General features: G+C 42.8%; 22 protein-coding genes and 1 pseudogene. 13 read left to right on the top strand and 10 right to left on the bottom strand.

The genetic code is table 11. The features are described 5' to 3' along the window. Positions 1-93 precede the first annotated feature (93 nt). The 9 genes and pseudogenes from QWZ17_RS24265 to QWZ17_RS24225 form a co-directional block, all read left to right on the top strand. Positions 94-207 (top strand): annotated as a pseudogene (locus QWZ17_RS24265) (RHS repeat-associated core domain-containing protein); the annotation flags it as partial. A gap of 192 nt (positions 208-399) precedes the next feature. Next, positions 400-933, top strand: a complete 534-nt coding sequence (locus QWZ17_RS24260; protein WP_290307917.1) for a hypothetical protein — start codon at positions 400-402, stop codon at positions 931-933. Between the two features lie 10 nt (positions 934-943). Beyond that, positions 944-1,564: a hypothetical protein gene (locus tag QWZ17_RS24255; protein ID WP_290307916.1), complete on the top strand. Its 621-nt coding sequence runs from the start codon at positions 944-946 to the stop codon at positions 1,562-1,564. 502 nt (positions 1,565-2,066) lie between these two features. Continuing rightward, a complete protein-coding gene (locus QWZ17_RS24250) occupies positions 2,067-2,600 on the top strand; it encodes a hypothetical protein (protein ID WP_290307915.1) in 534 nt (177 codons plus the stop codon). Between the two features lie 11 nt (positions 2,601-2,611). Beyond that, positions 2,612-3,241 carry a hypothetical protein gene (locus QWZ17_RS24245; RefSeq protein ID WP_290307914.1) on the top strand — a complete coding sequence of 210 codons (630 nt, stop codon included), beginning with the start codon at positions 2,612-2,614 and terminating at the stop codon, positions 3,239-3,241. 312 nt (positions 3,242-3,553) lie between these two features. Continuing rightward, complete coding sequence (locus QWZ17_RS24240) at positions 3,554-4,129, top strand: hypothetical protein (protein WP_290307913.1); 576 nt, start codon at positions 3,554-3,556, stop codon at positions 4,127-4,129. A gap of 289 nt (positions 4,130-4,418) precedes the next feature. Continuing rightward, positions 4,419-4,790 (top strand): hypothetical protein, encoded by a 372-nt coding sequence (locus QWZ17_RS24235; RefSeq protein WP_290307912.1) that lies wholly within the window; start codon positions 4,419-4,421, stop codon positions 4,788-4,790. 1 nt (position 4,791) lies between these two features. Continuing rightward, on the top strand, positions 4,792-5,382 hold the full coding sequence (locus QWZ17_RS24230) for a hypothetical protein (RefSeq protein WP_290307911.1): 591 nt from the start codon (positions 4,792-4,794) through the stop codon (positions 5,380-5,382). Positions 5,383-5,674: 292 nt separating this feature from the next. Next, the gene (locus QWZ17_RS24225) at positions 5,675-6,979 is read left to right on the top strand and encodes a hypothetical protein (protein WP_290307910.1); all 1,305 of its coding nucleotides are present in this window, start codon (positions 5,675-5,677) and stop codon (positions 6,977-6,979) included. A gap of 182 nt (positions 6,980-7,161) precedes the next feature. Here QWZ17_RS24225 and QWZ17_RS24220 read toward each other — a convergent pair whose 3' ends face one another. From QWZ17_RS24220 to QWZ17_RS24175, 10 genes are all read right to left on the bottom strand, one after another. Beyond that, entirely contained in the window at positions 7,162-8,409 is a 1,248-nt protein-coding gene (locus QWZ17_RS24220) for an efflux RND transporter periplasmic adaptor subunit (RefSeq protein WP_290307909.1), read from the bottom strand. Then, the gene (locus QWZ17_RS24215; protein WP_290307908.1) at positions 8,402-9,658 is read right to left on the bottom strand and encodes a heavy metal-binding domain-containing protein; all 1,257 of its coding nucleotides are present in this window, start codon (positions 9,656-9,658) and stop codon (positions 8,402-8,404) included. The genes QWZ17_RS24220 and QWZ17_RS24215 overlap by 8 nt, the downstream gene beginning before the upstream one ends. Then, positions 9,655-10,917, bottom strand: coding sequence for a TolC family protein (locus tag QWZ17_RS24210; RefSeq protein ID WP_290307907.1), 1,263 nt, complete (start codon positions 10,915-10,917; stop codon positions 9,655-9,657). Before QWZ17_RS24210 ends, QWZ17_RS24215 begins: the two co-directional genes overlap by 4 nt. Positions 10,918-10,921: 4 nt before the next feature. After that, positions 10,922-12,814, bottom strand: a complete 1,893-nt coding sequence (locus QWZ17_RS24205) for an efflux RND transporter permease subunit (RefSeq protein WP_290307906.1) — start codon at positions 12,812-12,814, stop codon at positions 10,922-10,924. Further along, positions 12,811-14,085, bottom strand: a complete 1,275-nt coding sequence (locus tag QWZ17_RS24200) for an efflux RND transporter permease subunit (protein ID WP_290307904.1) — start codon at positions 14,083-14,085, stop codon at positions 12,811-12,813. The genes QWZ17_RS24205 and QWZ17_RS24200 overlap by 4 nt, the downstream gene beginning before the upstream one ends. A gap of 57 nt (positions 14,086-14,142) precedes the next feature. Then, positions 14,143-14,400 (bottom strand): heavy metal-binding domain-containing protein, encoded by a 258-nt coding sequence (locus QWZ17_RS24195; protein WP_290307903.1) that lies wholly within the window; start codon positions 14,398-14,400, stop codon positions 14,143-14,145. A gap of 43 nt (positions 14,401-14,443) precedes the next feature. Further along, entirely contained in the window at positions 14,444-14,866 is a 423-nt protein-coding gene (locus QWZ17_RS24190; protein WP_290307902.1) for a hypothetical protein, read from the bottom strand. Positions 14,867-15,002: 136 nt separating this feature from the next. Further along, positions 15,003-15,380, bottom strand: a complete 378-nt coding sequence (locus tag QWZ17_RS24185) for an HYC_CC_PP family protein (protein WP_290307901.1) — start codon at positions 15,378-15,380, stop codon at positions 15,003-15,005. Between the two features lie 86 nt (positions 15,381-15,466). Continuing rightward, positions 15,467-16,030: a helix-turn-helix domain-containing protein gene (locus QWZ17_RS24180; protein WP_290307900.1), complete on the bottom strand. Its 564-nt coding sequence runs from the start codon at positions 16,028-16,030 to the stop codon at positions 15,467-15,469. Positions 16,031-16,056: 26 nt separating this feature from the next. After that, positions 16,057-17,010, bottom strand: a complete 954-nt coding sequence (locus tag QWZ17_RS24175) for a permease (RefSeq protein ID WP_290307918.1) — start codon at positions 17,008-17,010, stop codon at positions 16,057-16,059. A gap of 130 nt (positions 17,011-17,140) precedes the next feature. Between QWZ17_RS24175 and QWZ17_RS24170 the strand changes: the two genes are divergently transcribed. From QWZ17_RS24170 to QWZ17_RS24155, 4 genes are all read left to right on the top strand, one after another. Further along, positions 17,141-17,389, top strand: a complete 249-nt coding sequence (locus tag QWZ17_RS24170) for a hypothetical protein (RefSeq protein WP_290307899.1) — start codon at positions 17,141-17,143, stop codon at positions 17,387-17,389. A gap of 226 nt (positions 17,390-17,615) precedes the next feature. Next, positions 17,616-18,116, top strand: a complete 501-nt coding sequence (locus QWZ17_RS24165) for a sugar transferase (RefSeq protein ID WP_290307898.1) — start codon at positions 17,616-17,618, stop codon at positions 18,114-18,116. Between the two features lie 477 nt (positions 18,117-18,593). After that, a complete protein-coding gene (locus tag QWZ17_RS24160; RefSeq protein ID WP_290307897.1) occupies positions 18,594-21,686 on the top strand; it encodes a SusC/RagA family TonB-linked outer membrane protein in 3,093 nt (1,030 codons plus the stop codon). Positions 21,687-21,695: 9 nt separating this feature from the next. Further along, positions 21,696-23,351, top strand: a complete 1,656-nt coding sequence (locus QWZ17_RS24155; RefSeq protein WP_290307896.1) for a RagB/SusD family nutrient uptake outer membrane protein — start codon at positions 21,696-21,698, stop codon at positions 23,349-23,351. The last annotated feature ends 105 nt before the right edge of the window (positions 23,352-23,456 follow it).

Below are 23,456 nucleotides of genomic sequence, written 5' to 3'. Positions count from 1 at the left end.
GGACAAATTGTTCTTTATAAAAAACTTGCATTGAGCGACAAAATCAGGGCTTGTTTGAAATATCGTGGTAGCCCATAAGATTACGGGGCGAGGTTTTATGATCCGGTAGTTGGTAGGTGGGGCGTAGTTGATAAACTCTCCGAGGATCCTAACCAAATAGACAAATCGCCTTATGCATATGTCTGGGGTAATCCCATAAATAAAGATGATCCTGATGGAAACTGCCCGATATGCGCTGTTGTCGGAGCTGCAATAGGCGGTGCAATAGGCGGTGCTGTAGAAGCCGGATCACAGATTTATAATAGCGGGCACGTTACAAATTGGAAGGCAGTAGGAGGAAGTGCTTTACAGGGTGCTGTTACCGGTGGTGTAGCGGGACTAACCGGAGGAACAAGCCTATTGGTAACGGTAGGTGCTTCTGCGGGCGCTAACGTTGTTGGAGGAGCAATAAACAATGCCGTTCAGGGTAAGGCGATAACTGCTAAATCTGTTATTACGGACGCAGCGGTTGGTGTGGCTGCCGGCTTTGGAGGCCGTCTCTTAGAAAAAACAGCGGCCGCCATACAAGTGGCCAGAACAGGTAAAGCATTAACGGCTATAGCTGCCGATGCCAAAGCTGCCGTGACAGCAACGGGTTTAAAAGAAGGTGAAAAAGGTTTTGGGACTGCAGCACATACAGAATTCAAATCATTGGTAGATGCAAAGGGATTTAAGGGAATAACGACAGAAACCTCTTTTAGAAATAATGCAAGTGTTGCATATGGAACAAAAGGAAGTGTAAGAACCGATGTTGCTTTGTCCCGTAATGGAGTAGTAAGCCACGTATTTGACCTGAAAACAGGGAGTGCCACCTTATCAACAAAACAAATCAGTAATACTATAAAAAATGTGCCGGGCATATCAAGCTCAAGCCAGGTTACCGCAATACGTTAAAAAATAAAATATGAAAAGTAACTTATTAAAATCGCTTTTTAACAAACATATAAAAAAGCATTTAAAATCGACAGATTGGAAGGTTAAAAACCATTTGCTCTATGCTGAAATTACATCCGGATTACTTAAGGGTTTTTATTTTAACAGTTCTGGGTTTTCAGCCGATCAGTTTGAAATAGTTACATTCGTTTTACCAATGTATGTTCCAAAGGATTATGTAATATTATCTTTTGGATATTTTCTTCCTAATCCTATTGGACGTCAATGGTGGAATTATACTGAGGATAAATTGGAACAACTCGGAGAAGATATTGCAAACGTTGTCAATCAAGCCGAAAAAAGCTTTCTTAATAAAATTAATAATGCGGCTGACTTTTATAATCATTATAAAAGTAACAAAAAAAAAGAAATCCCATTTTTTGAAGCTGTTTCTTATTCAGCTGTTTATGGTGAATTAGCGATATCCGATGAAGAATTAAACGGATTCATTTCGTATTTAAAAAAACAGAAAGAAATAAAGTTCGATTGGGTGCAAGAGGTTTATCATAATACGGAAAAGCTTCTTGCAGGTAATAGAAAAGAAATTTTAGCAGGATGGGAAATGGAGACTCGAAAGGCATTGAAACTTTAAATTTGATCTCCCCTTCTGGCGCACAAGTACCGTGGCTGTTGCATGTGTCTAATATGCAAAGTATATACCTCTCAGCCAAGTGCCTCAAAAGTATCTGGGTTGTTTTTGTTTACAGCAGCGTCGCGCAAAGGATACCGGCCAATGTCATTAAGTTAAGGATTTAATGTCGATTTTAATATCGAACATTAAATGTCCAATATCGAATAATGAAGTAAAAACCTTCTGTGTGGGACATTCGAAATTCATTATTCGATATTATTTCCACTTCTATATTTCCTTAACTTAATGACATTGGGATAAAGCCGCATAGAGGGTAAAAACATTCCTTTTTATTTCCCCGCCCCTCTATGCTGTTGTCGGAGCTGCAATAGGCGGTGCTGTAGAAGCCGGATCACAGATTTATAATAGCGGGCACGTTACAAATTGGAAGGCAGTAGGAGGAAGTGCTTTACAGGGTGCTGTTACCGGTGGTGTAGCAGGACTGACCGGAGGAACAAGCCTATTGGTAACGGTAGGCGCTTCTGCGGGCGCTAACGTTGTTGGAGGAGCAATAAACAATGCCGTTCAGGGTAAGGCGATAACTGCTAAATCTGTTATTACGGACGCAGCGGTTGGTGTGGCTGCGGGCTTTGGAGGCCGTCTCTTAGAAAAAACAGCGGCCGCCATACAAGTGGCCAGAACAGGTAAAGCATTAACGGCTATAGCTGCCGATGCCAAAGCTGCTGTGACAGCAACGGGTTTAAAAGAAGGTGAAAAAGGTTTTGGAACTGCAGCACATACTCAATTTAAATCATTGGTAGATGCTCAAGGACTAAAAGGAGTAGCTACAGAACAATCATATTTGGGAAAGGATGTAGCTAAATATGGCATTAAAGGTAGTACACGAGCAGAGGTAACATTATCACGTAATGGTGCTGTAAGTCACGTATTCGACTTCAAAACGGGTAGTGCAACATTATCAACAAAACAAGTTAGTAACACTATAAAAAATGTACCTGAGATATCAAGTTCAAGCCAGGTTACCGCAATACGTTAAAAAAATAAAATATGAAAAGTAACTTATTAAAATCGCTTTTTAATAAACATATAAAACAACACTTATCTATAACTGATTTAAGTTGTAAAAATCATTTATTATACCGTGAAGTAAATACTGGGTTATTAAAAGGCTTCTGCTTTAATAGTTCTGGCTTTGCTGCGGATCAGTTTGAAATAGTAGTTTTTGTGATGCCATTATATGTTCCAAAAAACTTCTTAGCATTGACATTCGGTTATTTTTTACGAAGTCCTAATAAACGTCAGTGGTGGCAATATGAAGAGGGTAAATTAGAACAGCTTGGGCAAGATTTGGCTGTTGTAATAAATCAGGCTGATAAAGATTTACTATCAAAAATAAATAATGCTCAGGATTTTTATAACTACTATAAAAAAGACCGGAAAAACACCTTTCGCTTTTTTGAGGCAGTTTCTTATTCGTCAGCATATGCAGGGTTACCAGATTCAACAGAAATCTTAAAAGATTGTCTATCATTTATTAAAAGAAAAGAAGATCTAAACAATAGTTATGTACAAGAGGTCTATCATAATACAGAGAAGCTTCTTGATGGTAATAGGAAAGCAATTTTAGATGAATGGGAAATGGAGACTCGAAAGGCATTGAAACTTTTAAAAAGATAGCATCCCAAGCTATCGTACACTTGCCGCGTGTGTCTAACCCGCAAATTACATGCTTTACTACCCGGATGTCCCAACACATCCGGGCGGTTTTTGTTTACCCCGTCGCTGATGCTATCGGGGGGCGAGTTTGATAACAAGAAAGTAAATTTAATACAGCTGGGCTAACCCGTAATCAAGCTGCAGCACAAGCAAGAGTGGCTACCCCCGGCGGGTTAATTGTTGATCGAACAACAAGCCAGCAGTTGGGTAAAGCAACGCAGAGCGTGGTGACAGGAAGTTCTACTACAATTGGCAACCAATTAAAAAATTAATATGGGATTGTTTTATAAGGTATCGCTTAAGATGCGTCTTAAAGCGAGAAATAAAATATTTTTAGAAAGGGCTTTACCGACTCTTAAAAAAAATGAGTTTGAAGAAATGCCCTTCCGCGCTCCATGGTTTGGAAAAAATAATTTAGGAGATTATACATATGAATTATGTAAGTTGAATGAAAATCGGCATTTAGAAATTATTACAACACATATTTCAAAAGGAGACATTTGGATAAAAATATATTTAAATATTTTTGATTTGAAACCGGATTTACAATCTTTACAGCAATTAAAGGGGCTCCCAATAATTCAATTTTACCTTCCACCCAATACTTCCACCGAAATGCGTCTTCGCATAGACGATTTTAAAGGTATGCCTCTTTTCCGTACAGTAGAACATAAACTAAAGTCTTTTTATACTAAAAGCGGCTTTCATACAAGAGTAAGAGAACTGGGTGAACTGATCGAAAAAGACATGAACAATATTGACTATTTTGTAAAAAGGTGGTATGAGATAAACGGACAGCCGATGGTAACCGACTGGGAAGGCAAACAGCGGAATAAGAATGAGCCATGAGTTTTAGGAATCGGGGTTTGATAGCAATCTTTCAATTTGTCCTTTGTTGGTGTTCCCTAACCGCACGCTGTTGTGTGTTGTCACCAACAGCAGGTTCGTGATGTATGATGTGGTAGCCGGGAAATGCTGCAAGCTTGTTGGTTTCTGTAGGTGCAAATATGGTAGGAGGCATCGCCAATAGAGCCATTCAAGGACATGGTACAACTTTAAAAGACGTCGCTATAGATGGAGCAATAGGTGGAGGAGCGGCAGCATTAGGAAAAGTGCAGGAGCATTAGCAAAGAAAGGTTTGGACAAATTGTCGAACCAAGCAAAAGGAGCTTTAGGCGAAATGGTTACTAAGATAAAATATGCCGCAAAGGGCTATTTGAGTGAGGGTATAGCTGAAGTAGAAACGAAAGGCACAACCGCAAGTGGTGGAACTCAAGTTGCCAAGTACGATCATAATATGAAAAATATTTTCAATGGAAATAGGCTAACTGTAGAAAGTAAGTTTAATACCTCGGGTTTAACCAAGAACCAACGGTTAGCTCGACCTTTTGTAACCACCCCAGGTGGATTGTTAATTAATCGAACAACCAGCCAGCAATTGGGTAAGGTAGCACAAAGTGTTGCGACTGGAGGTATCACTACAACTAGTAATCAGATTAAAAATAATTAATATGGGATTGTTTTATGCCTTAACAGCTAAGGATTTCTTGGAATCAAGGAACGAAATATTTATAAAAAATGGTATTCCAGCACTTATGAAGCATGGATTTGAGAAATCTCCTTACAAGGGAATGCGATGGGGAAAACTTGACGCAGGAACTTATGTGTATGACTTATGCCGGTTAAGTTCGAGTTCGCAGTTGGAAACCATTACAACCTACATTTCAAAAGGCGATAGCTGGATAAAGATTTATCTGAATGTTTTTGAGTTAAAAAAAAAATTAAACTCATTGGATCAATTAACGAATTTGGAGGGGGTACAGTTTTTATTACCTCCCAATAGTGCTACAAGGATGCGTTTACGGTCTGATGATTTCGAGGGTATGCCGCTGTTTAATTTCGTAAAACATAAAGTAAAATCTTTTTATACTAAACATGGTTTTAGTAAAAGGGTAGAAGAGTTGGGTGAACTGATTAGCCGGGATATGAATAATATTGATTTTTTTGTAAAACGCTGGAAAGAACTACATACACCTTTAGTGACCGATTGGGAAGGGAATAATTTTAAAAAAAATATAAATATCTTCAGAATCCTGATTTAACTGTCCTTTGCTGGTGTTCCCTAACCGCACGCTGTTGTATGTTGTCACCAACAGCAGGTTCGTGATGTATGATGTGGTAGCCGGGAAATGCTACAGGGTCCAGCTATAGTGCAGATTTTTTTGTAAAATCGATTTTCGCATTAGTGATTGCAGCGGATACCGGCCCGCGCCTAAGGCCTGCAGGCGTATGAGCGGAAAGCGCGACCCCGCTTCTACCGGCGGGGAAATGCCCATATAGAAAAAAGTTCCCGGCAAGGGCTGGGAGTTCATCATCTACAACAAGCTTGACCAGGTGGTAGCCACCCAGGATTCGGTGCAGCGGATGAAGGCCAGCCAGGAATGGACCATTACCAAGTATGATGCTTTTGGCAGGGCGGTGATTTCGGGCATATGGCAAAACGGGAGTTCAGGCACGGACAACCACGTGTCGGTGCAGGCCCTTGCCGATGCGGCAACCGCCTATTGGGAAGGGCCGGCAACAACGGGTAGTACGGGCTATAGCGGCAATGCCTGGCCAGCAACCTATACCACCACATTAAGCGTAACCTATTACGATAATTACAATACGGCCAATATTCCGGGGTTTCCGTCGGCTTATGACAGGACCACGGTTACCGCCTACAGCAGCCACACCACAGGCCTTGCGACGGCATCTAAAGTACTGGTGCTGAATACCACCGGTGACTACCTGTGGACGGTGAACTATTATGACGGGGAAGGTAAAACGGTGCGTACCTTTACCCAGCACTACCTGGCGGGCTCCTCGATGCTGAGCCAGTACAACCACGACGATGTAAGCTTAGGCTATAACTTTTTGAAGCAAGTCATCTCCTCGTCCCGTCTTCATTATGCCGCCAATGCGGCCAAAATCGATAAGGTGTTGATACTAACCTCGGTTGACGGCTACAGCTATGACCACATGGGCCGCAAACTGAAACTGACCAATACCCTGACCGATGGTACAGGGGCAGCCCAAACGCCGACAGTAGTTTATCAGAACACCTTTAATGAAATTGGTCAGCTGAAACAAAAGGGGCTGCATTCCGTCAACGGGACATCGTTTTTGCAGAACGTGGACTACCGGTACAATGCCCGGGGCTGGGTAAGCAACATCAACAACGGCGGCCTTACGAACGACCAGTACACCAGTATCGACCTGAACGACCAGTTTGGTATGGATGTAAAATATGACGATGCGGGTTCGCCGCAATACAATGGCAATATCGGCAGCATTAAATCATTAACCGGGACCATATCAGGCAATAGTTATCCGGCGCTTACCTATAACTATGGCTATGACAAGATCAGCCGGCTTACTGACGCGATAAGTACAACTACTGCGGCGAATGATGGCTTTTACAACGAAAACCTCACCTACGACGTAATGGGCAATATCCAAACCCTGAAACGGTACGAGAAGAACGGAACCACGCCATTGGCGATTGATAACCTTACCTATAGTTACATCGGCAACCGGGTTGACCGGATTGACGACTCGGGTACTACCGCGGGCTTCATCAACGGGGCGAACCAGGCGGGCGAATACACCTACGATGCCAACGGCAACCAGGTGAACGACCTGAACAAGGGGATATGAAAGTATTCTAACGACGATGATCTATCAATCAAATTTTTCATTCAAAAAAGCTGATGAAGCGATAGATGCGGTTTTAGATTTTTGATTAAGACGCAAAAACGGAACTGGTCGGAAAAGGGAATGAATTCTAGATTCGCTTCCTTTTCTAACCAGTTCGCACTTTCTTTTTTACAAAAGGCGCTTTACATTTTCATACCAGCCATGTTATCACCCCCATTTTTAAATGCCGCTTCACTGTTCAGTAAATAAGCGCCGTTAGTAACTACAATATCTCCCGTGTTTAAACCCGAAAGAACAGGCACATAGCTTTGATTACCGTCGCCCGGTTTGATCATCCTGGCCGAAAAACTGCCATCTGTGTTTTTAACCCATACCAGGCTACCTTTCCCATCGGTTAAAATAGCGGAAACGGGCACTGCTAAAGAATGATCCTTGCCACCGGCAATTGAAATATAAGCCAGCATTCCGGGCCGGATCAATCCTTGTGGATTTGGGATGCTAATTCTTATGAGATTCACCTTAGAGGCTTCTGATAATTCAGGGTTGACAAATTCAACCTTAGCGTTAATGAGCTGTCCGCCCAAATCAGGGAAAGCAACACGTACCCGGTCATTTTCCTTGTAGCTGCCTGTTTCGCTGGCGTAGAGTTGAGCTTCTACCCATAAGTCGCTTAGGGCTTGTGTTTTTAAAATGGACATCCCTTCGGTTACGTAATCGCCCTCATGAACAGCTATCTCACTAACCGTTCCGCTGACTTTACTTAATACAGTTGTGGTGGCAGATACTTTCCCGGAAACAGCTATGTTTTTGATTTGTGATGGTGATAAACCCCATAATTGCAGCTTATTTTCAGCAGCACTGATCAGTTGCTGATAATCTACATCGGGGTTATGCAGCACTTTTTGCTGTTGTTTAGCAAGCAGGTATTCCTTTTCCGCTTCCTGCAAGTCTTCGCTATAGATAGAATATACCGGCTGACCGATAGCGATTTTTTCGCCTGTAGTTCGTACAAACAATTGTTGTATCCGGCCCGCTAATCTTGCGCTCAGTTCTTCCGCTTTATTTTCATCCGTAGTTACCGTTCCGGTCAGCGTCTTTTCGCTACCCACATTTTCTTCCCTTATTGTGTCCATTTGTATGCCTGCCAGTTGAATTTGTGAGTTCGTCAACCTTATCTTATTCATGGCCATATCCATATTATTTCCGGTCACTTCCACTTTAATCAGTTTCATGCCGCAGATGGGGCAATTGCCCGGATGATCTTCATGTATCTGTGGATGCATCGAACAGGTATAATAGGCTTTATTTGCCGCCTTGGCAACGGCGGCAGCTTTCGGCTTTTGTGTGCAGGCCGTAAAAAGCACAGCAATCACTACTACAAAGGATAGTAGCCCGATAGTGCTTATTCTCCAAAAATGTTTTTTATTCATGACCTTGTGTTTTAATGAAGCTTTCGCTGTCAGTTAAATATTGGGCATTAGATGCGAGGCTATCCGCTACAGATAAGCCTTTTACAATTTGTATTTCGTTGCCATTGGCTGCACCAGTAATTACCTGATGGGCCAGGTATGATGCACCGTTTTTTAGCCATACAATTTTTGTCCGGCCCAAATCAACCAATGCAGACCGGGGTATCCATAAGCCATTTGTGCTGCCTGTTTGTATAGAGGCTTTAACTAAGCTGTTAACTTTTAGTTTGTGATCCATATTGTCGATATAAACCCGGATACTGGTTGTCTTGTCGCCCTCCTGCAAAGTTGGTTCTATGAAATTTACCTTTCCGATAATGATCTTACCCGGCAAGTCCGGCAGTGTAATGGTTACCCGCTGGTTTAATTTTAAGTGAACAACGGCAGACTGATCAATTTTAATAACAGCCCAAAGCATATGCGGATTGACTACATTAAACAGATTTTGTCCTTTCACAACATACATTCCCTCTTTGATAGATAGCGGCAGGTTACTTGAAAAATCCGAAGACGCTTCAGTATTTGTCACGCCTGCCATCTGGCTATGCGGCATATCATGAACATGCCCCTCATAAGCACTATACACCGGGAGGCTATAAAATGGCTTCCCGCTTTTAACAACCTGGTTAACCTGTTCATAAGTCATACCCTGTAATAAAAGTTTCTGTTTCGCAGCATTTATTAATCCTGCTTCCTGACCTGAGTTCTTTGTCAAGTAGATCAGGTCCTGCTGGGCAGTTACCATATCCGGGCTATAAATATCAAAGATGTGCTGCCCTTGGTGGATTTCCTGGAAGGCATATTTAATATATAGTTTTTCTATACGGCCTGAAAAGCGGGAAGCGATATTGTTAAATGTCCGCGTATCGAAGTCAAGATAACCTTGTGCTGAAATTGTGGTAGGTATTTCCTTTTGTTCAGGCGCAATAGCCCTTACAGTCGATATAACAGAAGAGTTCACCGGCCGTAATACGGTATTTAAACTGATACCTGCACCTTCACTGGCCTGTCCTGATTTTTTCACCAGCGTCATGCCACAAATCGGGCAGCTACCAGGATGATCTTCCATGATCTGCGGATGCATAGGGCAGGTGTATTTTACATCACTTTTTACCTGCACTTTCGCCGGTTCCTTTTTTTGATCAGAACAACCAGCGAATATCAGCATGCCCAACAGCATGCTGAATATGATAATATTAATCCTTTTCATTTGATCTGATTATTTAGCGGTTGCGTTCCTGTTTCATTTTCCCGCTCATAAGCTACCTGTAAGGTTAACAATTCCTGCAAACGGTCTAAGGCATCCATCCGGGAAGCTTGCAGGTCTTTAATAACCAGTAATACCGAGGGGAGGTCACCCGTATTCTGGTCGTAGGCCAGTAAGGCGGTTTTATAACCGTTCTGCAAAGCGGGAATAATGTTTTGCTGGTAATTGCTGATCTGTTTTTTCTTGCTTATTATGTCTGTTCTTATACCCGCCAATTGTCCGGCAGCCTGATTTAGCGCATTGATTTTTTGCTGTTGTAACTCTTCTACCTCGTAGCGGATACCTTTCAAATTGGCCTTGTATTCTTTAGAGGCCCAGGGAACGATAGGGATAGTGACAGATGCCATTAAGATATATTGGTTGGCATAAGCCCCATAGCTGATCATGTGCGCTGCCTGGATTCCAAAATCGGGCTTACGTTTGCTGTATTCCACCTGTGCATTTAAAGTTTGTAATTCAATATTTTTATTGATGCTTCTAATATCACTCCGGGCATTCGCAAGTGTTGCGGTATCGGTTATGGTACTTTCATAGCTATGAAAAACAACGGTAGTATCTACTAAAAAAACAGCTTGCTTATCCTGGTTCATCAGGGTATTGAGCATGATATTTTTTTGACTGATTTCGTTGTTTAATTCTTCGCGGGTATTGTCCAGTTCAAACAGGTCTGCTTTGGCCTTGTAAATATTTGGCAGCTTTTCCTTACCGTAAGTTAAACGGATGTTCGCATCCTTCAGCATATACTCAAGCAGGCTTTTGGAGTTCTGCAATTGGGTTAGTTTTTTTTCCAGTACTACACGTTCATAATAATATTGCTTCGCCTGCGCGATCAGTTGGTTTTTCAAATAGTCTTTGTCGGCTGCCGTTACCTTGGACATTCCCTTCATATAATCTTCCTTCGCCCGAAGTTTAGCCGGGTTAGTGAACGATTGTTCGGCGTGGATCATGAATGAACCACCATTCGGGCTAAACTGATAAGGCACCTGGTACTGGCCCGCGCTGATCTTAGGCGCTTCCAGGCTTTTTGCGCCGGTGGCATAAGCATCCTGCGCGCTGATTTTCGAGTCGTAAGCATGCAATGCCGGGTTGCTAATAACACGGGTTAAAACGCTGTCTAAAGGCAGACGTTGTGCCTGTGCTTTTGCTGATAATCCGGCGAAGCAGGCAAACAGTGTAACTATGATTTGATATTTCGTTTTCATATTCTTATTCCTTTATAGCTAATACTTCCAGTTTGCCATTTTTCTTTAGTTCGTATTCCTTCTGCATTAAAAAAATAAGCGGGGTAACCAGTAAAATATGAGTGGAAGAAGTTAATACGCCACCGATCATCGGCAATACAATGGGCAGCATCACATCACTACCGGTCCCGGTTGCCCAAAGAACAGGCACCAAGCCGAACAAGGCTACGCAAACAGTCATCAATTTGGGACGTAGTCGTTTTACCGCCCCATTCATTACATATTCTCGCAGATCAGCTTTGGTGATCGTTTCTTTGCTATTTCCTTTTAAGGCCACTAATTGCTGCATGGCATCGTTCAGGTAAATCACCATCACAATACCCGTTTCAACAGCGATTCCAAACAGGGCGATAAACCCAACAGCTACAGCAACCGATAAATGCACCCCGAAGAAATACACCATATAAGCGCCACCGATCAATGCAAAGGGGATGGAGATCAGGCTAAAAAATGCTTCCCTTATAGAATGAAAAGCAAAATATAAACAGGCAAATATGATGAGTAGTACAATCGGGAGGATCAGCTTTAAAGTATGCTCTGCCCGGATCAAATTCTCATACTGACCGCTCCATTCTACGTAATAACCTTTTGGTAATGTCTTTACCATGCTGTTCAGCCTGTCCTGTGCTTCTTTGACTGTGCTGCCCAAATCCCGGTCACGTACGTTGAACAGTACCGTTCCCCTTAGCAATGCATTTTCAGACTGGATCATGGCCGGGCCATCGCTGATTCTTATATCTGCAACGGATGATAAGGGAATAGGCCCGTTATTCGTTGTTTGAACCAACGTACGTTTGATGGCATCGAGGTTATTGCGGTAATCCTGGGCAATCCGGGCATTTACGCTGAAGCGTTGCCTGCCCTCAACCGTAGTGGTCAGGTTCATGCCGCCTAAAGCACTTTCTACAACCTCATTTACATCATCTACGCTTAAACCATATCTGCCGATAGCTTCTTTATTTACCTGGATGTCCAGATATTTACCACCAGTGATCGGATCAACGTACAGATCTTTTATCCCATTAACACCCTGCAAGGCTTGTTTCATCTGATTGGATAATGCAGCAATGGTGTCCAGATTTTGCCCGTACACTTTTAAACCAATATCGGTGCGGATGCCTGTTGAAAGCATGTTAATCCGGTTAATAATGGGCTGGGTCCAGCCGTTCACTACGCCTGGAATCTGAAGTTTAGCGTTCAGCTCATTGATAATATCTTCCTTTTTTAGCCCTTTGCGCCATTCACTTTTAGGTTTTAACAGGATGATGGTTTCTGTCATGCTGATGGGTGAATTATCGGTAGCTGTATTTGCCCGCCCTGCCTTACCCAACACATTGGCTACTTCAGGCACACTCTTAATGATCTTATCCTGTACCTGCAAAAGCTGCTTGGCCTCCGAGTTAGATACATCGGGTTGGGTAACCGGCATAAACAGGATAGTTCCTTCATCCAATGGCGGCATAAACTCACTGCCCAAGCTTACCAATAAAGGTATGCTGATGACTAAAGCAATGAGGTTAATCCCAAGTGTTGTTTTACGCCAGGTCATACACCAGTTTAATAAGGGATGATATACCTTTTCTAAAACCCGGTTCAAAGGGTTATGATTATAAGTTCTCAATTTTCCTTTCAGGAAAAAAGAGATCAACACAGGTGCTAATGTTACCGCGAGAATGGCATCTATAGCGAGGATAAAAGACTTTGTCCAGGCCAGCGGGCCGAACAATTTACCTTCCTGTCCTTCCAATAAAAATACGGGGAGAAAAGAGGCTATAATAATCAGCGTGGAAAAAAACACGCCACGCCCCACCTGTTTGCAGGAGGTTTCTATAATTTTAATTCTTTCTGCTGTGGTCATGATTTTTCATTTTGTTGTGCAATGGATAGATTCCTATGCGAGTTTTCGCCCATTACAATTCCGTTATCCACGATCACACCTATTGCCAAAGCAATACCGGTTAATGACATAATATTTGAACTGATGCCGAAGGCATTGAGCAGTATAAAGCTGGCAGCAATAGTGATCGGTATCTGAATGATAATACTTAAAGCGCTGCGCCAACTGAACAGGAAGAGGATGACAATAATCGATACGGTAATCATCTCCTCGATCAGTGTATGTTTCACAGAATTGACCGCGCTTTCTATAAGAGTACTCCGGTCATAGGCAATCTTGAATTTTACTCCAGGAGGCAATCCTTTCTGAATATCGGCCATTTTATCCTTCATGGAACGGATCACTTTATCGGCATTTTCGCCGTAACGCATCACCACTATTCCGCCAACCGCTTCGCCTTCGCCATTCTGGTCAAAAAATCCTAAGCGTTCATCGCCGCCCATTTGTACGGTAGCTATGTCTTTTATCTTTACAGGTATGGTATTGATCACGCCTACAGGGATGTTTTCTACATCGGCTAAGGACTTAATATAACCCAAGCCCCTGACGATATAACCGGTGCCGTTCATTTCGAATTTGCGGCCACCCACATCATTGTTATTGCTTTTGATGGCTTTTAAAACCTGTGGCAAAGGGATATTATAGTAATTGAGTTTATGTGGGTCGATAGTGACCTGGTATTGTTTTTCGAAGCCGCCGAAGGAGGCTACTTCACTCACACCGGGTACGGTTTGCAATCCCAGCTTTATATACCAGTCCTGTAAGGCACGCTGTTCGCCCAGGTCCATACCTTTGGCATCCAGCGTGTACCATAAGATATGGCCAACGCCCGTGCCGTCCGGTCCGAGCGTTGGGGTGATCCCTTGCGGTAACAATCTTTGTGCGTAGTTCAGACGTTCCAATACGCGGCTTCTTGCCCAGTAAACATCAGTCTTATCGTCAAAAACGATGTAGACAAAGCTCATCCCGAACATGGAAGTGGCACGGATAGCTTTCACTTTTGGAATTCCCTGCAGGTTACTTACTAGCGGGTAGGTTACCTGGTCTTCGATCACCTGCGGGCTGCGGCCCTGCCATTCAGTAAAAACGATCACCTGGTTTTCCGAAAGGTCGGGTATCGCATCAATAGGGTTTTCCTTAACCGCATATACACCCCATCCAAAGAGGGCGGCTGCAATCAGTAAAACGATATACCTGTTTTTTAAGGACAGGGAAATAAGTTGATTAATCATCGTAATAGGTTTTATTAAGCCCATCCGTACTTAAAAGACGGACGGGCTTAAGTCATCTTACATTTTCATTTTCATGGAATCTGCTTTCTTTTTTGCGGGTTCTTTTTTAACCAGGATCATTCCGCAGCCAGGCTTAGGGCATTTGCCGGGTTTGTCGCTCAGTACATCAGGATGCATAGGGCAGGTATATTGCGCTTTCGCCGGTTTAACCTTTTTGGTTTTAATCGTATCAGACGACAGGTTATTGGAATTGGCAGCAAAAACGGTTGTAGCTGAGAACAGGATGGCAATGGCCATTAACATTACTTTTTTCATGGGTTTTAATTATATGATTGGATGATTAATTGCAATTGAATGATTAAGCGTGGCCGGTTTTTGACAGGTAATAGTTGACCCGGAACTCATGATGTATTTTATCATAAGAGAGCAGATCGCTGTCAGTACTGAAATTGGTATCCAGAGCAGTAAAAGCCTGGCCGTCCCTGTAGATTTGTTTCAGATTTTGCAGGGTCAATAGAAATACTTTATCCGAACCCTTTACGCTGAAATAATAGGTAAGAATGGGTTTGAAAAGATTAAGCTTATTGCCAGGGCGCTGACGTTCGTAAATAACGATGGCACCTCTGTCCAGCACTTTATAATCGGATATTTTCAGATGTTTAACGGCGACAAGTGAATCTTGGGCTGATAAGGTAATTTGAGCATTAAAGCTACCGGCTTGCACCAATGACCTTGAAAAAAGCAGGGCAAGCAAAACGATTGAAAATTTAATAGTTTTCATCTTTTTGAAATTTAAAATATGTTGATGCTGAAAAATTGCTCAGCAATAATTGATTGAGAAAAAATTATTAATAAAAGGAATGGTCTAATTCGCCGGGATGGCAATTAAACAAATGGTGGGGGAAGTACCGGGGGTATTAAATTCTGTAGTTGGCGTAGAGGATGTAAAGCGGATCGCGCCCAACGGGGGGAGCCTGGCTATTGTAAGCGCTTACTGCCCTTAACGTAATTCTTTCCGGCGCTGCTGGAACCGAAAATACAGGAGTAACTAAAGCAAATGAGCCTTTTAATGTCAGATCAGTTTTAGCCGAAAAGTGATTGTCTTTTACTTTAAAGTTTTCCTTTACAGTTTTGCAGCATCCGGAGCCGACAGCTTTGCTATCACTCTTGGACACATAATTAGCAGATACTGATATATCAGTTAATTTACCGCAGCAGTAAAACTTGTTTATGGTAACCCCATAAACGGATGCTGAGTAGATAATAACCAATAATATGACTGCTATTCTTTTCACGATGCTAAATTAGAAAAGTTCCTAATGACATTTTTATATAATTCTGTTTTTAATTTATATCCTATTGCACAAAAGAAATCACCGGTTCAGATTTTATCAATAGGTTTCCGTGTTGCTTTTCCAGACGATTTGAACCCGCTGGGTGTTAGCCCGGTGATGCTTTTAAACTGTGTGGATAAATGCGCGCTGCTACTGTAACCCATTTGATAGGAGATCTCATTTAGATTCAATTCCCCATATTCCATCAGCTCTTTGATCTTTTCTACTTTTTGCTCGATGATGAAACGTTCGATAGTTGTATCCTGCGCGTTGGAAAATAGGCGACTTAAATGGGCATAATCCTTGCCAACACGCTTCGCGATCAGATCGGAAAAAGATATATTAAGTTCTGAAAGGTCTGTGTGATGCACTAACTCAATAACCGCATTTTTTATCGCCTCAACTGTCTTATCTGTTTCTTTGTTGATTAGTTCAAAACCGGGGACTTTGAGGGCGGCAGATATAAGCTGCATTTGTTCCTCATCAGGTTCAGACGTTATTTCCGCACTACCCAAAGCAACCTGTTTAACCGTAAAGCCGAGGTTCTCCAACTGTTGCCGGACGATCATCTGGCAACGGTCGCAAACCATGTTTTTAATATGTAGCACCATGAATATTTGCTTTCCCAAATTTAGCATTATTTCATACCTCTTTTGCCCCAATAAAAATAGGCCAGCGACAAAGGAATAAAGAACAGGTTCAACCAGGTTTGATAGTTCCAACTGAAATGCCTGCCGGTCATTTGCATGACGCCCGTATGCGCTTGTGGTATCCAGTGTAAAGCAGCAAATGAATAATCGAGAAATAAGGAAGTGGCAAAAATGCTTGCCAACAGTATAATCAATAGGTACCACATCGTTTTGTTGCCATAATATTTACGGAACACCATCAGCATCGGAATAGTTACCAGGTCGGAAAGTATAAAGGCGATCACGCCACCGAAAGATATACCGCCCTGCCACAACAAGGCTGCCAAAACGATATTACCCACAGAACATACAAAGGCAATAATGGCAATAAATATGCCGACAATGGCGTTCCAGCTTAGTACTAAGAATTGTGGCATGGTGCTGTTTCCGCTTAAAAATAAACCTTTCCAAAAGGCATCAGGCACCAGTACCATTAAAATAGCCGACACGACCAACCCGATCAAAATATCCTTGCCCACCATCGTTACATCCATATAATAATGGCCGCTGGCCGTTTTCAGATTGGTTAAAAAACCGGAACTTTCTTTAACATCATCCATTTTCATATTATGATGGCAGCAGGACTTTTCCATTCGGTGATGCGCATGGGGATCGTCTGATTTTTTAGTTTCAGGCGCAGTTAAATGTTGTTGCGCTTCCTCCTTTACTTTTACCGGGAAAAACCGGCTGATCAGAATTGCTGATAAAATGATAAAAAACAATCCGCCGATCACTTCGCCGCCGAAAAATGCCCAACCTAACAGCGATACAATCACAATAAATATTTCAAATACTAAATTGGTACTGGCTACCATAAAGGCAACCGCGTTAGACCACGTGGCGCCTTTGATCATTAACGTCCGGGCCATTGATGCAGCGGCATAGGAGCAAGACGATGATATGGCCCCGCGTATTACAGTTTCAAACGCATCAGCCTGCGGTTTTCAGTTCGAATTACCCTTCATTGAAATTTTCTACATCATTTAGGCGTAAAAGCATGAAAATCAATTATCTGAAGCGTATATTTAGAACATGTCGAGATTATACTTCATCGTATTCTTTTTTCTCCTCTTAATCCAGGTTTCCTGTGTATCCAGAAGGCCGATGCCTGATAACAGCCAGGTTTTATCGCAGCATATAGCGCCTTTTCGCATCCATTACGTTGGCGGTTACTCCCGGCGGCTTTGCGTATTGACCCTGGTGGATGCGGATAAAAGGTATTTCACCGTCCTTGTGCCACTTGATACCGCCTTTAAAAGGGGCGGCATTTACGGAAACTGAGTTATATTAACTATGTATTTTTTATTTCGATAAAAAGTATATTATTACTTACAATTGTTTACTTAATCGGATACCGACCTGATAAGTTATGGCAATGCACAGGGGTATGGAGCTAACCTATTCGGCCTCTGCGGGTTCAAAATATAGTATCAATTCATTTTTCGGTCATAGGGCTCATGTTTGGTGCAGATGTTGTATTCTGCCTTGGTATAAGCCCCACCCTGAAATGGAAATTATATACACTAAGCCGCTGATGCAGGCGGTAGTTAATGATGAATACAATGCGTATGCTGAGGTACTACCGGAGGCGCAACGGTCTTTACAGTTAGTAAGACCGGAGAATCTTTCCACGCCCGGGATACCTGACTCCTTAATGAAAAGGGTTTTTGATGTTGTATTTTCGTTAATACTGATGCTGTTGGGTTTCCCGGCGTTCACTCTTCTTTACCTGATCACCAGGTTGTCGTCCCGCGGTCCCGCCTTTTATAAACAGGAAAGAAACGGAAGAAACGGCAAGCCATTCCATATTTACAAATTCCGAAGCATGCATGTTGATGCTGAACAATATGGACCGATGCTGTCCAGCGCCAATGATCCCAGGATCACCAGGTGGGGCAAAATCATGTGCCGGTCGCGGCTGGATGAGCTGCCCCAGTTTTGGAATGTACTGATAGGGGACATGTCCATCGTTAGGCGTAATTACAGATGCATTTTAATAAATAGCTGATGTTTATCACCCATGGTATTATAAATGCTGCTGATTTTGATATTCATCGCCTCAGCCAGATCACGAGTGGAGGTTCAGCCATAGTCTTTTTCCCAAGACCATCATCGCTTTTTTGATTGCTTCTTCTTCGTTGAATTCTGAGTTCCGTGCCATTTAAATGCAAACTAATTTTATTTTAGAACACTCGCTACAAAATATTGTCATTTTCAATCCGCAATAACTAAAATCGGATCTTTTTAAGTTTTGATTTTTATTTTACGATAGGAGCCGTCTTGTGCATCCTTAAACAACATTATGGTGTGGTTGATGTAAAACAATATCTATCGCATTTTCAATCAGGTATTTCCGTCAAAATCGACCTTTAAAATTTTTATTCTTTTTTCTTAAAAAAATTTGGACGTAAAATAATTGTTACTAATTTTACAACCATAACAGACCAGAACAGAACACCAATTTTAACTTAACAAAAAATCAATTATGAACAGAAATGTACCCAAACGTATGTGTTTGGTATTTTTGCCTGTGCTGTTCCTGCTTTTTAGCGGAAATAGTTTTGGACAATCTACCAAACTTCTCAGCGGTCATGTTACTGATGAGAAAGGACAAAATCTTCCCGGAGTAAGTGTATTAGTAGAAGGCACGAACCGGGGCACCGTTACCGACAAGAATGGTGATTTTTCGATCAGCGCCCAATCGGGAAGTGAAATCAGCTTTTCATTTATCGGGTTTCAACGCCAGGTGATCCGTGTAACCGACGCCTGGACGGGCAAGTTAACGATGCTACCCGATTCAAAAAACAACCTGAATGAAGTTGTTGTTATTGGGTATGGTACCCGTAAAAAAGCAAATGTTACAGGTTCCGTAGCCACTGTTAAAGGCGATGAAATTGCAAAAGCACCGGTTGCTAACTTGTCGAACACTCTTGCCGGTCAGCTTCCCGGGCTTATTGTTAACACGTTCAGCGGTGAACCAGGAGCGGATGATGCCAATATCCTGATCAGGGGGAAGGGAACGCTGGGATCTACCGGGCCGTTGATCATTGTGGACGGTGTTCCCGACCGCGGTTTTACAAGGCTTGACCCTGCTGATATCGAATCAATCACTGTTTTAAAGGATGCGACCGCGGCTATATATGGTGCGAGGGCGGCAAACGGGGTTATCCTCGTGACCACTAAACGTGGTGTCGCGGGTAAAAGCGCTCTCTCTTTTACATCCAATTACGCGTTAACCCAACCCACCCGGGTTCCTCACATGCTTAATTCATGGGAGTACGCGCAATCTGTAAATGAATATAACAGCCTGATTGGCCAGCAGCCGCAATACACAGCAACCGATATTCAGCAATATCGTGATGGGTCTGATCCGCTCGGTCATCCCAATACCAACTGGTGGAATGCCGTTATGAAAACCTGGACACCGCAGACCAATAATGTTTTAACCCTCAGAGGTGGTTCCGATAAGGTCAAATACTTTATTTCCGGTCAGCATCTTCATCAAAGCAGCATGTACCAGGGTTCTGCAGAATATTATAACAATGACAACGCGCGTGTCAACCTGGATATTACTCCCGTTAATAATTTCAAAATAGGTGTTGACGTGCTATACCGTGGTGAATATAAGCATGGCCTGTCACCCGGTTATAGCAGTGCCGGGTCAGTATTCAATGAATTGTGGAGTGCGTATCCGTATCTGGTGCCGGTTTACCCGAACGGTAATGTTGGCGTCGGGATCGGAGGCGGTCCGCAAAACAGCCTGGTGTATGTCCTGAACGGCGATTTGGGGTTCACGGATAATAATTACAATTTTTTACAGACCAAAACTTCCTTCAACTGGCAGCTACCAGGTATTACAGACGGTTTGCATCTTGACGGTTACTTTGCTTTTGATAACAATAACAATAAGTATAAGGGATTTAACGCGACTCCGCCACCGGCTTACAGTTATAACGTAAATACTAAAACTTACACCCAGGTAAATTCAACTATACCACCAAACTTATCGCTTAATAATAACCAGACCATCAATAAGATGGTGAACCTGAAGCTCGGTTATGAGCATAAGTTTGGCAACCATGGTATAGAGGCATTCGTTGCTTATGAGCAACAACAGCAAAATTATAACTCATTGGACGCCTACCGTACAGGTTTCCTGAGTAATACGGTAACCGAACTATTTGCCGGAAGTACCGTGGGGCAAACGAACAATTCGGCTACAAGCCAGTTCGCACGTCAGAATTTTATCAGCCGCTTATCTTATAACTATAATGATAGATACCTGGTTGATTACAATATGCGGTATGACGGATCTCCCAATTTTCCGGCCGGAAAACGTTTTGGCTTCTTTCCATCGGTATCCGCAGCATGGAGAATATCGCAGGAAAAATTCTTTCATGTTTCGTTTATTGACGATCTGAAACTGCGTGCTTCATGGGGTAAAACAGGTAACGACGCGGTGAACGCCTTTCAGTATATTCAAACCTATGGTTTACAATCAGGCCAGGTATCCCAATATCTTGGAGGCGGCTACTTTTATGGGCAAAATGCCCTGCAGGCACCGGGATTTGTGCTTGGCCCGACACCAAACATTAATATAACCTGGGAAGTTGCCACAACAACAAACCTTGCCGTTGATGCGCAATTGTTTAAATCATTATCATTAAGCGTCGACGTTTTCCGCTCGATGCGCAATCAAATATTGGTTCCGCCTACAGCCGTAGTTCCTGGCTACGCCGGGCTTACGCTGCCGGATGTTAATAGCGGAAAGGTAGAAAATAAAGGCCTGGAAATAGACCTTGGTTATAATAAGAGATTAAATAATGACCTGTCATTTAACATCAACGGAAATTTTACTTATGCTGCCAACAAAGTTATTTATGGCGCTGAACCGGCAAATGTCCCGGATTACCAAAAAGTGACCGGTCGTCCGATAGATTCATGGTTGCTTTACCAGGCAGATGGAATTTACCAAAATGCAGCAGAACTCAGTGCTTCACCACATCCCACAGGAACAGGGGTAGGGGATATCAGGTATGTAGATGTTAATCACGATGGTGTGATCAACGGCCTTGACCGGGTCAGGAGCTCATTATCAAATATTCCGCAGATTATCTATGGTGCCACGTTGGGCGGCAGGTTTAAAAACTTTGATATTACCATATTTTTCCAGGGACAGGCAAGGGCGAAGGCTGTTTTACAACCGGGTGGCTTGAATATGGCTGATGAGTTTTTCACCGGGCGCTGGTTAAAGGAAGGCGATAATAAATACCCGCGTACGTTCAACGGGCCTACCAATTCAACTTTTGGTTCAAATACATATGCCTCAACGTTTTGGCTGCGCAATGATGCCTTTCTTCGTTTAAAGAATGTCGAGCTCGGCTACAATCTGCCAAAATCCCTTGTCCACAAGATCAGTATGCAAAGCGCACGGGTTTACGTGAGCGGGAGCAACCTGTTTACCGTTGATAGCTTCGGCCCGTCATTCGACCCTGAAAGCGCATCGTCAACGGTGAATAACGGGCGTTACTACCCGCAACAGCGTGTTATCAATTTGGGCGTTAATGTTACTTTTTAATAAAAGAAAATGAAAAAAATTCTAATATCAACATGTGCCGGCACTATGCTATTGTTTGGTGTATCCTGCAAAAATGTACTCGATATCAAACCTACCAGTACATTTTCAGAAACCACTGTTTGGTCAGACCCTGCTTTGGTCCAGGTTTTTGTTAATCAAATTTACAAAGAATCGGTTTTCGCGTTTAAAGATGGCGGTTTCGGCTGGGGATCACAAACTGATGAACTTTACAGCAATTTTAACTGGTGCCAGGAGAATACTTATGTGCTTGGCCAGGCAACACCTGATAACCAGTCAAGTTCATTTCCATTAAACTACAGCTCTACGCTTAATTATTGGACAACGCTTTACAGTACCATTCAAAAGGCAAATACGTTCTTTCAGAATATCGGGAAGGTTAATGCCAGCGGACATGAACAGCAGATCACTAATCTGAAAGGCGAAGTCTATTTTTTAAGAGGGCTTTGCTATTTTGAATTACTTAAGCGGTTTGGCGGTGTGCCGCTGATCACCAAAGTCTATACAGCAAATGATCAATCATTTACGGAAACAAGGGCGACCTGGGATCAGACAAGGGATTTTATTTTATCGGATATCGGCCAGGCTGTCTCCTTGCTGCCCAAAACATACGCAAATAGCAACGATAATGGAAAAGCAACGGTTGGAGCCGCGCTGGCTTTAAAGTCAAGGTTGCTTTTATATGCTGCAAGCCCCTATTATAATACCGGCAATGACGGAGCGCGCTGGCAGGCTGCTGCTGATGCAGCCAAAGCGGTAATTGATCTTAACTTGTATAGCCTTTATGGAAGTTCGGCTACTTACAATAAGATTTTTACAGATTACTTTAACAGCGAGGTGATCTTCGCAAGGGTTTTCAGCGCGACCGTACAGGAAGACAGGTATAACACTTTAAACCGGGATCTGAGCCCGAACGGGTATAATGGTTACAGCGCGTATAATGTGCTCGAACAGATGGTGGAGGATTTTGATATGGCGGATGGTTCAGCCTTCCAGTGGAAAGATAATACCTCGAATCCATACCTTAACCGTGATCCCCGTTTCTATGCTGATATTTTGTATAACGGAGCGCCATTCCAAGGCCGCGGGGCGCAGTTTTATGAAGGAGGATTAGACTCTAAAGAAAGTTCCCTGTCACCATGGAATGCCTCAAAAACCGGGTATACCATCCGTAAAATGGTAGATGAAAGTTATAATTTCAATGTACAGCCATACAGCGCATGCCAGTGGATCTCTTTTCGCCTGGCTGAGATTTACCTGAATTATGCGGAGGCGGAAAATGAATTAGGCAATTCAGCTACAGCTTTGACATACTTAAACAAAATAAGGCAACGGGCAGGGATGCCTGGAATTACCGCCTCGGGTACCGCCGATTTGCGTACAAAAATACGGCACGAACGCAGAATCGAGCTTTGTTTTGAGGGGCACAGGTATTTTGACCTGAGAAGATGGGGTATTGCCGATACCGGTGGTAAGGATGCATTGGGTATAATTATTACGCCAGCCAATACCTCGAATGCCGCTTTTACCTACAAGGTAAATACTACACAAAAGCGCGTTTGGTCTGATAATATGTATTTCTATCCAATACCGCGTAAGGAAACCCAGATCAATCCTAATATCAAACAAAACCCCGGCTATAATTGAGCAGTTGATTAAATAAATGGTTGAAAAGAGGCTGTATCATAAATCATGGTACAGCCTCTTTTTTATTTGACAAAGGGCAAAGAATAGATTATCTATGCCTTGTTT

Origin of the sequence: Mucilaginibacter flavus, from assembly GCF_030409315.1 — a bacterium.
In the GTDB taxonomy this organism is placed as follows: Bacteria; Bacteroidota; Bacteroidia; order Sphingobacteriales; family Sphingobacteriaceae; genus Mucilaginibacter; species Mucilaginibacter flavus.
Note: the sequence above shows the minus strand (reverse complement) of the source record. Positions and strands in the feature narration are given on the sequence as shown.